The following is a 16,013-nucleotide window of genomic DNA, read 5'->3' as shown; positions in this document are numbered from 1 at the left end:
TATTATTAATTTTTCGCGGATTTAAAACCGATCGTGACGATCGCCCCGCCCTCGGGGTGATTTTCGATCTTCACTTCCGAATCGTAAAGATAAAATTTCAGACGTTCGGAAATGTTCACAATGCTCCTGGAAAGAATATTGGAATCCTTTAATCCCTTTCCATTATCCCTTATCGTTACCATGGTCTTGTCATCCTTCATCAAAGCTTTAACGCTGATCTTTCCTTTTCCTTTTCTATCTCTTAAACCGTGAATATAGGAATTTTCCACTAAAGGTTGTAAGGTCAAGGGCGGGATCTGGCATTGTTTAAAATTACCCGATTTTTCGAACTCCACTTCTAAAAAGTCGGAAAACCTAAGTTTCAAAAGTTGTAGATAATTTTCCATAAATTCCCATTCTATATCGAAAGGGACAAGCTGTTGGTTTGCCTGATCCATTAAAAATCTGTAATTATCTGCGAGCATTAAAATGGCGGAATCCGCAAGCCCTGGGTTTGTCTGGAGATAGGAATGAATGATGCTCAACGTATTAAATAGGAAATGAGGACTCATCCGATCTTGAAGGATCTTTAGATTGTTCTCGGCGTGCCTCGCCTTCTCTTCCGTTTCTTTTCTTTCTGTGATATCGTTGCGGATCGCCAGATATTGATACGGCTTTCCATTGACGTCCAAAATTGGGGAAATGGTGGTATCCACCCAGTAATATTTTCCGTCTTTAGCTCTGTTTTTAATTTCTCCTTTCCAAATTTTTCCTTTGGAAATCGTCTTCCAAAGATCTGCGAAAAACTCCTTCGGATGGTATCCGGAATTGACTACCCTATGAGTATGTCCTAACAATTCGTCTCTGGAATATCCGCTAATATCGCAGAAGTTTTGGTTCACGTAGATGATCGTTCCAGCCTTATCGGTAATCGCAACGATAGATACGGCATTCAGCGCTTTCTGAAAATCAGACAGTTCCTTTAAAGAACTTTTTAATTCTCGTTCTATCTCTTTGGTTCTAGTAATATCCACACCGACGAACCATTTCATGGAACCGAAAAGCGGAAATTCCGAGGAGATATTAGAAAGGGAGACTAATTTGGACTTTCCTCCTTTGGAAACCAGATCCAATTCCCAATTCTTAAAATCCGAATCCAGAAGTCCGGGATTGAATCCGGCAGATTCCCCTCTATCTGGGATCAAATTTCGAAAAGAAAAACTGGGATCGTTTAAGATCTCGATAAAAGAATATCCCAAAACTTTTTCGCATTCATGGTTCCAAGAAACAGGTCTAAGATTCTCGTCCAAGGAAAAGAAAAGAATAGGCATATTATCCAAAACATCTTTCAACCTTCTTTCATTGCCCATAAATGCCTATAATTGCGGTATATTAACGTAAGTCATCATTAGATTACATACTCTCGATTCCTCTGCAATCAAAATTATGCGGAAAACCCTGTAGGTTTGCTTTTTCCTTTTGGATCGTGCCGTTCTCCCCGTTGGCCGTTGACTGATCGTTAATACTAGTTTAAAACTTCCTCAGGAGTATTCGCGATGAATAGTATAACCAAACCAACGGATCATTTTTTGAATCTTTCCAATTTGGATCATTTCTTCCAATCCTGGAACGAGTTATTGAATAGAAGCCCCTTCCAACATATCCCGGCAGTTAACGTGGTAAAGACGAAGGAAGGATATGAAATGGATTTCGCGGCTCCCGGCTTGGAAAAAGGGGATTTTAAAATCGATCTAGAAGGCGACCAGCTTACCGTAAGCGCGGAAAAAAAATCCGAATCCAAACAAGAGGACAAAACCTATAGCAAGCGAGAATACAATTATTCTTCCTTTAGCAGGACATTCACTCTTCCGGATAATGTTATTAAGGATCAAATCAGCGCTAAATACGATAACGGAGTGTTAAAGCTCACTATTCCTAGAAAGGAACTAGAAGCGCCCAAAAAAGCGGTTAAGATCGGAGTAAATTAATACCACCGATTACAAAAGCTGAATACTCGGCGAGTTCGTTTCAAATTCGCCGATTTTTTTCGGAGTAAATTAAAATAAAACCTTATGACAACTTTAATAACTCAAGAATCAAAACATTGGTGGCTTCAAATATTAGTCGGTGCCCTTTGGCTTCTAACGGGAACGGTGACGATTCTATTTCCCGGACAAAGTTTTTTAGTATTGGCACTTGCATTCTCAATCATTCTGGCCGCAACCGGAGTTAGCCATATCCTATTTTCCTTATACAATAGGAAATACACTGAAATATTCATTTGGAATTTAGTTGTCGGTATCTTAGACGTTCTGATCGGCTCCTTATTATTCATTCATCCGGAGATCACTGCTGTCACACTTCCCTTTGTATTCGGATTTTTGCTGATTTTTCGTTCAATTTCCCTAATATCTTTTTCTATAGAAATTCGAAGACTAAGGAACTCTCATTGGGGATATGTCCTTATTCTAGGGATTTCCACCCTACTTTTCGCAATATTCGTATTATTCTTTCCTTTGATCGGGATATTTACGATTATTTTTTGGACCGGAATCGGGTTTTTCATCTCTGGGATGGGAAATTTATACTTAGGTTGGAAAGAGTTCAAGATAGAAAGATCTAGAAAATAATTTTATCGTAATTTTCGTTCAGAACCCCGGGAGTAATTCCTGGATTGCTCCCGGTCCGTCTTTTGAAAAATTGTCAATAAAAACCGATACCTACTTATAGAAATTAGCTAATTCTAATATATCCGCAGCTTCTAAAGTATTCGTACCATAATCTTTCGCATTCGCATGGATCATAGCGATCCCGAGTTGTTTCAAGGTAGAAACACGCTTCGGAAAAATGATCCTTCACAGAGGAAAAGTCCAGCCGAAATATTTATAGGCAGACAAAGTATTTTTTCTCCGGAAGTTGGATGCATATAACCGGGACGAAAATTATACACCTTCGCCCATCATTCCGGTGGAGCCGGTAATTATTACTCTTAATTTCATTTAATCACCCCGCTACTCGCAGTATCTTCTTCAAGCTGGCTAGATACGATCGGATCTTCTTTGGAGGAATTAAACGGGAGTTTAGGCCACCAAGCAATATAATCTTTTTGTAAATCAGGTTCCAAACTTTCTCCTGGTTTAGGAGTAATCACAGTAACTCCAAGTTCTTTAGATTTTTCTAAAACTCTTTCCACAGGCTCCGTCCAACCGTGTGATGCAAGAGCAAACAGTCCCCAATGGATCGGGAGTAATACCTTTCCTCTAAGCTGGGCATGAGCGATCACCGCTTGTTCAGGACCGATATGCCAATCTGGCCATGCCTGGTTGTATTGCCCCGTCTCTATCATAGTCAGATCGAAAGGACCGTATTTTGCACCGATCTCTTTCATTTTTGGAAACAAACCCGTATCTCCCGAAAAATAAACCCGATGTTTAGGCCCGAGCAAAGCGTAACTGGACCAAAGTTTTTCGTCGTTGTCCAAAAGATATCTACCGGAAGCATGCCTAGCCGGAGTGCTTACTATTTCCAGGTCCTTGATCTTTTTACTTTCCCACCAGTCCAATTCCACGATCTTTTCCTCAGGAACACCCCAGTGAGAAAGATTGGCTCCTAAACCTAAGGGAACGACAAATAACGTGTTTCGATCTTTCAATTTGGAAATCGTCCCGAAATCCATATGATCGTAATGATCGTGTGAAATTAATACCAAATCTATTTCCGGGAGATCTTCCAAAGAGATTAAAGGAGGATACCATCTTTTTGGTCCGATCCAAGAAGAAGGAGAAGTTCTGTCCGACCAAACAGGATCGGTTAAGATCCTAACTCCATCCAATTCTACCAAAGAAGAGGAATGTCCAAACCAGGTAACCCTTAAACCGGACTCTGGAAATTTTGAAAATCTCGATTTTTCCACAAAAACTACAGGCACAGGATCTTTGGGAGTTACATCGGCGCTTGGGTGGAACATACTGCCTATAGCTCTCCAGAAATCGTTGATCAGAGGTTGAGGATTTACGAATTGCCCTTCTTTCCATTGGGGAGATCCTTGCATTCGAATAAACCTTTCTCCTTCCGCTTGTTTACCCAGCGCTTGGCAGGTATAAAAAAAGGAACCGGCCAAGATAGAGATCAATATCGGAACCAACCATTTTCCGGATCGATTTATGTTTTTCATTCGTTTTATTTCCTAATTTAGAAACGACCCACCGGAACAACCGATAGATATTATCCTTACATTTTGACAATTTTTATCTAAGCTGTCAACATCTCAGACCTGCAAAGTTTAATAAAGTTGACATTTTTTTATTAATTTGTCAAATAATCTTATGACCGGAAAGGTAAGCCTAGGGGATGAGGCAAGAAAAAGGGAAATTTTAGACGCTGCGCTATATTGTTTTCTTCAATTCGGATATTCCAAAACTTCCATGGACGATATAGCGAAACAGGCGAAATTATCCCGCCCTCTCCTATATTTAAAATTTAAGAATAAAGAGGATCTATTTGAAGGGATCTTTGATTACACCTTGGAAGGGAGTTACGAAAAAGCGGAGAAAGTTTTGGACCAAAATATTTCCGCCAAACAAAAACTTCTGCGAATCTGCGAGCTGATATTGATCGAGCCCTGGGCCAAAATAGAAGGAAAACCTAAAACCGCAGAGTTTTATGAAACCTGTTCTAAATTATCCCCCGAAAGCACGCAAAAATACGAAAGACAAATTATCAAATTCGCCGAGCGAATATTGGGGGACAAAGAAAGCGCAAAAGTGTTTTTTCTGGCTTTGGAAGGACTTTCCGCAGACCTACCCAAAACAAAAGTACTACATAAAAGAGTCGCATTACTTACAGAAAAATTTGCACGTTAGAGATATTTTCGGTTTTCAATAATTTTCCGACATTCGCGGGTCGAAAATTACAATCATACTACGTCTTAGGATTTAGCTCTTGCCAATAAATTGGGGTATTATACCCTGCAGCTGACTTTTTGTTAGAACTCCTAATGACCAAACTGAAATTTATCATTCCATCTAATTTACACAGATTTGTCTCACAAAAACTTCTTATATTCTGCCTAGTTTTTTCCCTTGGCAATTGTGAGAGAGCCTCCTGGATCGCGGAAGACTCAATCCTCTCCTTAGATGGAGAGTGGGAATTTATCTCCGACAATAACACGAATCCGGATTTCAAAAAAGGAACGAAAATAACGGTTCCATTCGATTTTAGTTCCGACGATGTTTATCAGAATTTTGACGGATGTATTTCCATCCGTCATGCGCTACCGGAAAAGGCCCGCGCCTGGATGAATCAGCAGACTTCGGTTGCAATCGATTCCGGTCATAGTTCTGACTTCGCTGAATTTTATCTGAACGAAACTTCTAAACTTGGACTGATCGGAAAAACAGGAAGAAGAGATCCCTATCTTTCCGGACAAGACGGAAGGATCATTTCCGTACTTCCTGCGGCAGCATTTCGTCCAGGTGGAGAAAATTTTATCTACGCAAAAATCTGCACAATTCCCGGAAAACCCTTCCATTGGAGCGGACCTAAAGTTGCCTTGGGAATTTCGGAATCCATTTTTAAAAAATTCGGATTAGAACTAAGCGTTGCATTTCTACTTGCTGCGGTTTATATCAGCGTAGGACTTTACCATCTTCTTCTGGCTGTCAGAAGACCAAACGATATATTCAATTTATATTTCGGATTGTTTGCGATCTTCTTTTCCATATTTCACCTTACGAATAATTCCACTGCGGAGATACTTTTCGGCTCTCATAGACAATTACAATCCAAGGTGGACCAATTTTCGCTGATGATGTTTATCGGAAGCCTTCTTTTATTCATTGCTAGGTTCTTCCAGGGAAAACATCCGAAGTTCGCCGTCTATTCCGCTACTCTTTACGGACTTGTAGCCTTTTTAGATATATTCGTAAATCAGTATATTCGAGATTTATTACTTACAATCGTCGCAGGACTCACAGTAGTAATTGTTTTTCCATATATTTCTTTCATCACAGGAAGATCCGCTTGGAAGGGTAATTCCGATGCAAGACTACTTTTAGGTGGAGTTGCATTGATCGTTTTAGGAGGCGTGCACGACTATGCGGTCACAAACAGGCTCATCAATTCCGCATTGATCATGCCTTTCACTTTTTTGGCATTCATATTAGGGATAGCATTCATATTGGCAAACCGTTTCGTTCGGGTCCATAATGAAGTGGAAGAATTAAACGCAAGCCTGGAGGAAAAGGTCCGCCAACGAACCAACGATCTGCAAAAAAGCCTAACCGAGATCAAGGAACTCAAACATCAACAAGACGGAGATTATTTCCTAACCTCCCAGTTAATGCAACCTTTGGCCGGAAACTACGGACATAGCGATATAGTACGAGCGGAAATACTTTGCCGCCAAAAGAAAAGGTTCCAATTCAGGAATTGGCAAGGGGAATTGGGTGGAGACTTATGTGCGGTTTATTCCTTAAAATTGAAAGGAAGACCTGTATTAGTTTTCTTTAATGGGGATGCAATGGGAAAATCCATGCAGGGAGCGGGAGGCGCTCTCATCATGGGGACCGTATTTAAAACAATAGTCACAAGAACCCAAAACACATTAGAGATGCAGGAGATCTTCCCGGAACATTGGCTCAGAAGATGTTATCATGAATTAAAGAGCGTATTCGTTTCCTTTGACGGAAGAATGTTGATCTCCATGGTAGTAGGCATTGTGGATGAAGAATCGGGACTGATGTATTTTGTGAACGCAGAGCATCCACAAGTAGTGATGTACAGGGACGGAAGAGCGGACTTCCTTTCCGAAAACGGAATGCTCAGAAAGGTAGGAGTAGAGGATCCGGACGAAGTATTCGTAGTCCAAACACTTCAACTCAAACCGAACGATGTGATCCTGATCGGATCCGACGGAAGAGACGACGTTCAACTCGGGATCAACGAAGATGGGAACCAGATCATCAACGAAGACGAAAGAGCATTCTTAAAGGACGTAGAAGAGGCAAAAGCGGAACTACTACAAATAGAAGCTCTCATCCGCTCCAGAGGGGATATCATAGACGATTTGAGTCTTGTAAGGATTTCCTATAAGGAAGAAATGACCTCGGTCGCGGATATTCTGGACGATCCTTTCCAGAACCAACAACTCACCGATACAATTTCCGAAAAAGCAAATCGTAGAAAGGCGTTAAGAAGTGCGATCGAAGAGAAAGATTATATCTTTGTCGGGTCGGAAGGCCAAAAATATTTGGAAAAATATCCTGATGATAGCCCGGTTTATCTCTGGGTTTCATACGCACTCGCAAGACTTGGAAATTACGACAAAGCGATCGATTTCGGAGAAGTTCTTCTCATGAGAGATCCCGGTCATTCCAAAAACCTAGAACATCTAAGTAAACTACATTATAAAAATGGAAATAAGGTCCGAGCGGAAGCCCTATTAGCCGCATCGAAGTCTAAATCGGATTAGAACCTCTTTAGGCTTCCTTGGACATACTTTTTAGGATGGTAGTCACTTCCAAACGGCAGCTTCCACATCCTGTTCCTGCACCTGTCCGTCTACCGATTGCCTCCAGGGTTCTTTCTCCATCCTGGATGGCTTCTCTGATATTTCCTTCTCCTACTCCGTTGCAGGAACAGACAACCTTTCCCTGAAGAGGTTTCATCATTTCGTCGTCATTCAGAAGATGTTTCCTACGATCCCCCAATTCAATACCGGAAGAAACCCAATCTTTCATTCTGCTAAAGGAAGACTTATCACCTATCAAAATAGCGGCAACCAACCGGTCGTTCCGGATGATACATTTTTTATAAAAACGTTTTTTACGATCTAAGAATATGATCTCTTCGAATTCTTCCCGTTTATCCATAGGGATTTCCATAGGAATATCCGGAAGCCGGATCGTAGCCAATTCCAATCCCGGGATCTTTAGAATATGAGCATGTAACGAACCGGTATATTCGTTGAATGCGTAACCGAATAGATGTTGAGCCGCGATCTTTGCTTGGTCATCCACGGCCGAAATATTCCCGTAACTTCCGGTTTTATGTTCTGCAATCTCCCCGATACAATACACGTCCGGATCGCTAGATCTTAAAAAAGAATCCACCACCACTCCGTTATTACAATCCAATCCACCCTTGACCGCAATCTCGAAATTCGGTTTCGTCCCGATCGCAAAAATAATCCCATCGGGCTCGACAAAATTCCCGTTCGAGAGTTGAACTTTCGAAACTCTTTCCGTTCCTTCTATCTTAGAAATTTCACATTCGAATATTAACTCGATCCCTCTTGCAAGTATCTCTTCTTTTAAGATATCCGAGCCCACAACATCCAATTTTTGGGACATCAAACGATCCGATCGAACAAGAACAGTCACTTTTACGCCGACACCTTTTAATGCCGCTGCAAGTTCCAATCCGAGAAGTCCGCCACCCACTATAAGCGCATGGGACTTCGGGACAAAAAAACCTTTGATCCGATCCGCATCCGATTTACTTCTTAAACTAAACACCCCTTGCATTTCGGGGCGGACCTTTGCAGGCCAGACCGGAGAACTTCCCATCGCAAGCACAAGTTTATTATAGGAATATAATGTTCCTTCCGTATCACGGACCTTCTTCCCTTCTGTATAGATCATCTGAACGGATTTATTTGGAAAAAGGTCCAAATTCCAGGACTTTACCTCCTCGGGATCAGTCGGCATAAGATCGTCGAATTCCTTTTCCCCTCCGATATAATCCGGAAGAAGTACCCTATTATAAAAAGGATTTTCTTCCCTACACATCACTGTGATATCATCACCCGGTGCAAGGTCCCTGTATTGTTTTAAGAATGCGTATGCGGCAGTTCCGCCACCGACGATTAAAATTTTCTCCTTAGGTTTTTTATAAGGAGCGATCCGGACTGCAGAAATTTTAAAACCTGGTTGTTTGGACAATGGATCAGAAGCGGAACTAGTAAGATTATTGGACCTGAACATATCAGTTCCATTCTTTCTTCCCCAATGCATCGGCAAAAATACGACACCACGTTTTATGGAATCTGTTAGGAGGGCTTTTGCACGAACGGATCCTCTCTTGCTCGAAATGGTCACCACCATTCCGTCTTTGATATCGTATTTATAAGCGTCGTCCGGGTGGATCTCCAAAAAAGGTTCAGGTCTATGTTCTTTCAATTTTTTGACCTTACCTGTCCTGGTCATTGTATGCCATTGATCCCTGATCCTTCCGGTGGTAAGCACCAAAGGAAAATCGTCGTCCGTTTTTTCGGAGTCGTCTTCGGATCTTACGGAGTGAATCTTTGCTTTCTCATTCTTTCTGTAAAATTTTCCGTCGCTAAATAATCGCACGTTATCCGAATGCCCCTTCCGGGGATAAGGCCATCTAATCGCTCTGTGTTTACGGATTTCTTGATAATCTAAACCTAATATATCGATCTTAGTCCCTTCCGTTAATCTACAATGTTCCAAAAAAATTTCTTCTTCATCGGAATAATCGAACGAAGGACCGAATCCCATTTTTTTAGCGAAATCTTGTATGATCCAAGAATCAGCTTTTGCTTCCCCTGGAGGTTCTAAAATTTTCGGGAGAACAGAAATACTACGATCGGAACTTGTCATTGTACCCTTCTTCTCCGCCCAACCGGCAGCAGGAAGTACAAGGTCCGCGAAAGGGATCACGCTAGATTCGGAGGAAATATCCTGGACAACTACAAACTCAGCCGAACGAAGACCGGATTCGGCGGCTCTTACATCCGGAAGACTGACTGCAGGATTCGTACAAATGATCCATATAGCTTTCATTTTGCCGGAGGCAAGCTTTTCAAAAATTTCAGTCGCACTGTAACCGGGAGAATCTGAGATAGAAGCCACTCCCCAAAATTTTGCGACCTCATTTCTATGTTCCGGATTCTCCAGGTCTCTATGCGCAGGAAGAAGATTACAAAGTCCTCCAACTTCCCTTCCACCCATGGCATTAGATTGACCGGTTAAGGAGAATGGACCGGATCCTGGTTTTCCAATATGCCCAGTGAGAAGAGAAAGATTGATCAGGGCCAAATTTTTGTTCACTCCGACAACACTTTGGTTCAACCCCATAGCCCATAAGCTGATAAATCCATTCGCTTTAGAAATGTATTCCGCAGTTTTATAAATTAGTTCGAAAGAGATCCCGCAGGTCTCAGCGGCTTTTTGAACCGGAATTTCGAAAACTTTCGTTTTTAGTTCCTCGAATCCTTCGGTATGCGTCCTTATGAATTCAGTATCTATCCAATTTTTCTCTATTAGAATTCTTGCAATTGCATGAAATAAATAAATATCAGTTCCGGGATTTATCTGCAGATGAATGTCCGCATGTTCGCAGGACTCCGTCCTACGAGGATCCACTACTATGAGTTTAATATTCGGATTTTCTCTTTTTCTAGCTTCTATTCTTCTGAATACGATCGGATGGCACCAGGCAGGGTTTGCCCCAGCTACTAAAAAACAATCCGCAAGGTCCAGATCTTCGTATCCGACCGGAACGGCGTCTTCTCCGAATGCCATCTTATATCCAGTGACGGCAGAACTCATACAAAGTCTGGAATTTGTGTCTATATTGTTTGTCCCTAAAAATCCCTTAGTTAACTTATTTATAATATAGTATTCTTCTGTCAGAAGTTGTCCCGAAACGTAAAACCCCACCGAATCAGGGCCGAAATCCCGGATATAACCCTTAAATTTTTCCGCAGCGAGATCCAATGCCTTATCCCAACCGGTTCTTTTTAGAGGAGAAAAACGATCCTCCCTCATCATCGGGAACAGAATTCGATCTGACCTGTCCATGACGGAATAATGCAAATTCATCCCCTTTGAGCAAAGGACACCTCTGTTTGTTGGATGATCGGGATCCCCACTCACAGAAATATCCTGGGGTCCGCTTTTTTCCACCTTCAGGCCGCAACCTACCCCACAGTAAGGGCAAGTTGTTTGAAAGGTCTCCAGGTTTTGCATACTTGTATTCATGCAATTATCACGCCATATCCTGTATTATTTAGAAAACAGGCCAATTAGATGCTTTCCGAGTCTGGTTTCGAGAAGAGAAGACACCTTCCTCTTCAGTTCTGAGGCAGTTTGTATAGAATTTCTGCAATGTAGTATCTTCGACAAAGTCAATATTGGCATACCGAACGGGAGGATCTGGCAAAGAAATGCAGAATATACACTGGAATTCAGATTCAGAACGATCAGAAACGAATTGGCTTTCTTTTTTAGATCTGGCATTTATCCTGCATAGAAAGAAAAAGGTCCCCTGGGATCCCGAAGGTCCTCTAGGCTCGAACCCAAAAGATGAAAGAGAAGAACGAGCATGAAATTTTGTTTTTTTTCTATTCCCAAGCGGATTTTTTAGAAGAAGTCTGGGCGGAATATAAAAGGTCTCCCGCAAAACTTTCCAGCTTAAATCTAGTGAATTGGATCTTTGCCGCCTTTCCTATCTATGAAGACATTTCTAAACTTCTCCCCTCCGTGATCTCAAAAACGAAAACGATTTCCGACAACGGGAACAATCCCGACTTTTCCTATGAATTAAAAAAGGTGGATATAAATGTAAAAACTCCGAGCGAATTAATTTCGATCTACAAAAGAGTTTCCGAAAGTAAACAAACGGATAAGAAGAAGTCCCCACAAAATAGTAAATACTTCTGGAATCTACAAAAAGAGATTCTGGAGGGAAGAAAAGGACCCTTATTAGTCTCATTAGAAGAAACCGCCAAGAGTATCATTCGCTTCAATAACGAACTCGAACTGGAATTGATAGAACATTATGGATTCAACTTTCGTAAAAAATTAAATATCGATATCATCTCATAATAAGCAATTTTCGTGCCAATCATTAATTATTTATAAATTTCTCCGAAAAAGGGCTAAACTTTTCACTTATCCCAGCAAGTCGAAGTTACTACAAAAAGTTTTCTCCTAGAAAACGTACATTTTTTATACAATACGTAAATTTATCCATCGTACCGTAAAGCGGATACTCGACTTACATCTTAACAAACGGACCTGATTCGCCAGTTCATTCAACATTAATATATTTTTAACATATTGGCACACTAATTGCTAATCCTTAAGAAAGATACTTTTACTGTGGGCTGCTCTCGAATGAAGATAATCTCAAAACTGAAGTTTTTTTCCTTATTTCTCTTAATAATCATTATTATGAGCACAAACTCTTATTCGGAAGAGGACCCGAATAAGAATGTTAAGGAAGTAAGTCCGAACCCTACCCCTTCTTCGGATACGAACAAAACGGAAAGTCCCGAATCAAAGGCCAAAAAACAAGAACCTAAATACAATTCTCCATGGAAAGGAAATATTCCTGTAGATCATCTCAGAACTCTTCTAGTCACTCCCGAACAAATGAAGGATACCCAAAAATCAGATTTGTTTTGGCTGGATAATTTAAAGTTAGGAGCTTCTCTTAGGCCCAGATTTGAAGCGAGAGAAAATCCCGATTTCAACAAAAAGACGGATGATTATAGTTCTTTCGTAGGACAAAACACTCAACTTTGGTTCTTATTCGATCCTTCTCCACATTATGCGATCAAAGTCACCGTGCAAGACAGCAGGCTTTGGGGAGGAAGCCAAACTCCTCAGAACGCGGGAAATTGGGCTTACGGATTAAGTACAGGCACCGGAACCACATTGACCCCGGGGACTTCTACCAATACGAATATTAGAAATAATACGGATATTAGGGAGGCTTATATAGTATTCAAAAAATCTGATAAACTTCCCGTTTCCGTTTTTGTAGGCAGACAGGTTTTCGCTTTTGGTGATCTGAAAATTGTAGGCCCGTTAAATTGGCTTCACACCGGTTTTGCATTCGATGGGCTTCGATTCGTACATGACTCACAATGGTTTAGATCGCATGTATTCGGGACCATCCTTTCCAATCAATACGACGCTCCCTACGGTTTGACCACGAGTAATGGAAGATCGAAAGGTTCTATAGACCAGGCTTACTTTTTCGGTGCTTATAATACGATCAAACTCGGTGAAGAAGCCCATCTAGACCTATACGTATTGGAAGTTTCTAAAAAGTGGATTCCAAATCCGAATCCTACCGACTTTGATGATCGCCTAAAACAAAGAGACGATCTATTAACAACGGGCTTTCGATTTACCAACAGAACGAATAACAATCTTTTACCTGCTGGAAAGATCTGGGATTGGACCATAGAATCAGCATGGCAGTCCGGAATGACCGGGGATAGGGTCAAAGCCGACTGGGATATTCTGGATCAAAAAGCGGCTAACGGTAAAAACATTTACACGGAGAAAGTGCAATATGACACAAGACTTCTTTCTTTGGATACCGGGATCAAGGTTAACGATTGGATCCGACTCGGTATAGGTTATACTTACGCTTCGGGGGACCCGAATCGATCCGATTCAAAGGTCGGGACTTGGCAGAGTTTATTCCCTCAGATTGCAGGTTCTTTCCCAAATTGGAACACTATGAACGGGCAATCCCTAATGGTCGGATTCGAAAATATAAAGTCATATTCAATCAGAGCGAATCTCAAAACGGATTATGGAATGTTCATCTTTGCTATTTACGACACTCAAAAAGCGAATCTGCAAGATGCTTGGTATAAGGTCTCGGGAGTTCCGAATACCGGAGCAAGCACGGAAAATTATTCCAATGATAAATTCTCTTACGAGAATTCGAGATTGGGTAGAAGGTTATTCTATCAATATGATTTTACTTGGATCTATAATTACACGGAATCAGTCTCCATCTGGATGGGAATTTCCGTCGTAAAAGCGAAAGAAGCGATCGGCAATGAAAGAACGAATCCGTTTGCCTCAAATCCAGACAACAGATATACGTTCGACGATACTTCTAAATTCTTTTATCTCATGGTCTCCGCCTCCCTATAAGGCAATCCTTTCCCTAGGAGGGGCCGAAAGTTTCGGCCTCTCCTTTCTTTTTTATTGAAAAGTCTCGAATAGTATAATCAACTAGGGTAAGTTAGACTATGATTAGCTGTCCAAAGGGTCTTAAAATTGTTACATAATTTATTAACAATAGTTAAGATGAAAACTCTACCTTTCTCTGTCATACAGAATATGGAAGAGAAAGGATATGCAACACTGCGATGAAATTCCTCCAAAAATAAACCAGCCTTCCGATTTTTTAGAAAAGGACTTTTTGCCCAAAGAAATAGGTTTGGACGAATGGTTTTGTCAGGCGGCTCAATTTAAGAATATACTATATCATTCTCCGAATGGATTTGCGATCGTATCATTGGATGGAAAATTTATCAGTTCAAATCCTGCGCTTTCTCAAATTTTAGGATATTCAGAAAATGAATTGATCGGAATTAGCCTTGATTCGATCACCCACGCGGATGAAACCGAGGAAGATATAAGTTCCATCGATCAATTTTCGAACGGACCAACCCCTAGTTTCAAAAGAAAAAAAAGATACATTCATAAAGATGGACACCTTCTTTGGGTCCAAATCGATGTAACCTTAATACGGAACCAAACGGGTAACCCGAATTATTTCGCCATTCAATTTCAAGATATTACTAAACATCATGAATTAGAAAAGCAACTCATACATTCTCAAAGAATGGAATCGATTGGCTCCTTGGCGGGAGGAGTGGCCCATGATTTTAATAATATCCTGACGGTAGTCTTGGGTTACACGACCCTCCTAGAGAAAAATTCGGAGCATCCGGAAAAAATTTTACAATATTCTGAAATCATAAAAAAGACTGCGGAAAGAGGTTCTTCCCTGATCAAACAACTTTTGACCTTGGCAAGAAAGGTAGAGTCGGATCTTAAACCTTCGATCGCAAATGATCTACTCTTAGAAGCGATCCATATCGCATCTTCCACTTTTCCTAAATCTATTCGGGTGATTTCCGACCTACCTCAGGATCCAATCCTTGTACAGGCAGATCATAACCAAATCCATCAGGTTTTTCTAAACTTATTCTTAAATGCAAAAGACGCCATGCCTAACGGCGGATTACTTTCCATACGATTAAGAATGGAAGAAGGAAAATTTATTTCTCCGGAAAAGACCCAAAAGACCGCGGTGATAGAAATTCTAGATAGCGGAACAGGGATAGACAGAAAAACGATCCGCAAAATTTTCGACCCTTTCTTTACCACTAAAGAGCCAGGCAAAGGAACAGGTTTAGGGCTTTCTATCGCTTATGGAATTTTAGAAAATCATAAAGGTAAGATCAAGGTAGAAAGTGAACTTGGATCCGGAACGAAATTTTCAGTTTTCCTACCGGTTTTGGAATAGAGGAGGCCTCGGCAATTTTTTCGGTTTATGATAAGTTTATTTTTGTTCCTTCCAGATCCGATTTCTGATCCTACTTAGGGACACGGGGGTAATCCCCAAAAAAGAAGCGATATAATGTTGAGGAATACGATTTGCAATATCGGGCTGCTCCTTAATCAGATTCAAATACCTTTGTTCCGGACTATCCCTGATCCTTGATAAAAATAAATTCATATAGGTATCGAATCTTTCGGCTACATATTCCAGTAAAAAATCCCGGACCCCTTCGTTCTCTTTATAAATGATCGCCGCATCTTCCCCGCTCAGGATCAGTAATTCCGTGGGTTCGATACTTTCCACACTAAGTAAGCTATCCTTATAAGTTCCTCTATAACTATGAATGGAAGTGATTGCTCGATTCTCAGGAAAAAATGCGATCGTGATATCCCTTCCTCTATCCTCGAATTTCAACCGTAGACATCCTTTTTTAACGATGAATATGTTTTTGGTATAAGCCCCTCTTTTGATAAGTACGGTTTTTGGCGGAACCTTCCTTTCCTTTAACATGGAAGAATAACGGTCCCAATTTTTCTCCAAACTTGGGATCTTCTTTTTTATATTTTCCAGAAGAGGTATATCCTGCATCGTGATGCCTTGAATTCTCCCGTATTCAGTATCATAGGAAAGAAAAGGCAAGATTTGTTTTGGGATCAAACCGGGAATTTAAGATTTTGGAACAAGTT

The 16,013-nt window shown here is 40.9% G+C and carries 11 protein-coding genes; 7 read left to right on the top strand and 4 right to left on the bottom strand.

Annotated elements, in window-relative coordinates; translation table 11 throughout:
- Window positions 1–5 precede the first annotated feature (5 nt).
- Window positions 6–1,349, bottom strand: coding sequence for a PAS domain S-box protein (locus tag AB3N61_RS07070; protein WP_367898893.1), 1,344 nt, complete (start codon window positions 1,347–1,349; stop codon window positions 6–8).
- 186 nt (window positions 1,350–1,535) lie between these two features.
- On the opposite strand from AB3N61_RS07070, the gene AB3N61_RS07065 reads away from it, so the two are divergent.
- The gene (locus tag AB3N61_RS07065) at window positions 1,536–1,967 is read left to right on the top strand and encodes an Hsp20/alpha crystallin family protein (protein ID WP_020768069.1); all 432 of its coding nucleotides are present in this window, start codon (window positions 1,536–1,538) and stop codon (window positions 1,965–1,967) included.
- Between the two features lie 84 nt (window positions 1,968–2,051).
- The gene (locus tag AB3N61_RS07060) at window positions 2,052–2,609 is read left to right on the top strand and encodes an HdeD family acid-resistance protein (protein ID WP_020768053.1); all 558 of its coding nucleotides are present in this window, start codon (window positions 2,052–2,054) and stop codon (window positions 2,607–2,609) included.
- Window positions 2,610–2,974: 365 nt separating this feature from the next.
- On the opposite strand, the gene AB3N61_RS07055 is transcribed toward AB3N61_RS07060, so the two are convergent.
- On the bottom strand, window positions 2,975–4,153 hold the full coding sequence (locus AB3N61_RS07055; protein WP_020768227.1) for an MBL fold metallo-hydrolase: 1,179 nt from the start codon (window positions 4,151–4,153) through the stop codon (window positions 2,975–2,977).
- A gap of 151 nt (window positions 4,154–4,304) precedes the next feature.
- On the opposite strand from AB3N61_RS07055, the gene AB3N61_RS07050 reads away from it, so the two are divergent.
- Window positions 4,305–4,841, top strand: coding sequence for a TetR/AcrR family transcriptional regulator (locus tag AB3N61_RS07050; RefSeq protein WP_367898892.1), 537 nt, complete (start codon window positions 4,305–4,307; stop codon window positions 4,839–4,841).
- Window positions 4,842–4,975: 134 nt separating this feature from the next.
- Window positions 4,976–7,450, top strand: a complete 2,475-nt coding sequence (locus AB3N61_RS07045; RefSeq protein ID WP_020768239.1) for a SpoIIE family protein phosphatase — start codon at window positions 4,976–4,978, stop codon at window positions 7,448–7,450.
- 7 nt (window positions 7,451–7,457) lie between these two features.
- On the opposite strand, the gene AB3N61_RS07040 is transcribed toward AB3N61_RS07045, so the two are convergent.
- Window positions 7,458–10,973: a molybdopterin-dependent oxidoreductase gene (locus AB3N61_RS07040; protein WP_367898891.1), complete on the bottom strand. Its 3,516-nt coding sequence runs from the start codon at window positions 10,971–10,973 to the stop codon at window positions 7,458–7,460.
- Window positions 10,974–11,309: 336 nt separating this feature from the next.
- Between AB3N61_RS07040 and AB3N61_RS07035 the strand changes: the two genes are divergently transcribed.
- From AB3N61_RS07035 to AB3N61_RS07025, 3 genes are all read left to right on the top strand, one after another.
- On the top strand, window positions 11,310–11,831 hold the full coding sequence (locus tag AB3N61_RS07035; RefSeq protein ID WP_020768219.1) for a hypothetical protein: 522 nt from the start codon (window positions 11,310–11,312) through the stop codon (window positions 11,829–11,831).
- Between the two features lie 291 nt (window positions 11,832–12,122).
- Window positions 12,123–13,907 carry an alginate export family protein gene (locus tag AB3N61_RS07030; RefSeq protein WP_412758396.1) on the top strand — a complete coding sequence of 595 codons (1,785 nt, stop codon included), beginning with the start codon at window positions 12,123–12,125 and terminating at the stop codon, window positions 13,905–13,907.
- A gap of 205 nt (window positions 13,908–14,112) precedes the next feature.
- On the top strand, window positions 14,113–15,291 hold the full coding sequence (locus tag AB3N61_RS07025) for a two-component system sensor histidine kinase NtrB (RefSeq protein ID WP_367898889.1): 1,179 nt from the start codon (window positions 14,113–14,115) through the stop codon (window positions 15,289–15,291).
- A 36-nt stretch (window positions 15,292–15,327) separates the two neighbouring features.
- Here AB3N61_RS07025 and AB3N61_RS07020 read toward each other — a convergent pair whose 3' ends face one another.
- Complete coding sequence (locus AB3N61_RS07020) at window positions 15,328–15,915, bottom strand: Crp/Fnr family transcriptional regulator (protein ID WP_020768220.1); 588 nt, start codon at window positions 15,913–15,915, stop codon at window positions 15,328–15,330.
- Window positions 15,916–16,013: the final 98 nt, after the last annotated feature.

It is taken from the genome of Leptospira sp. WS58.C1 (genome assembly GCF_040833995.1).
Lineage (GTDB): Bacteria > Spirochaetota > Leptospiria > Leptospirales > Leptospiraceae > Leptospira_B > Leptospira_B cinconiae.
This window is presented reverse-complemented; position numbering and strand designations above follow the sequence as displayed.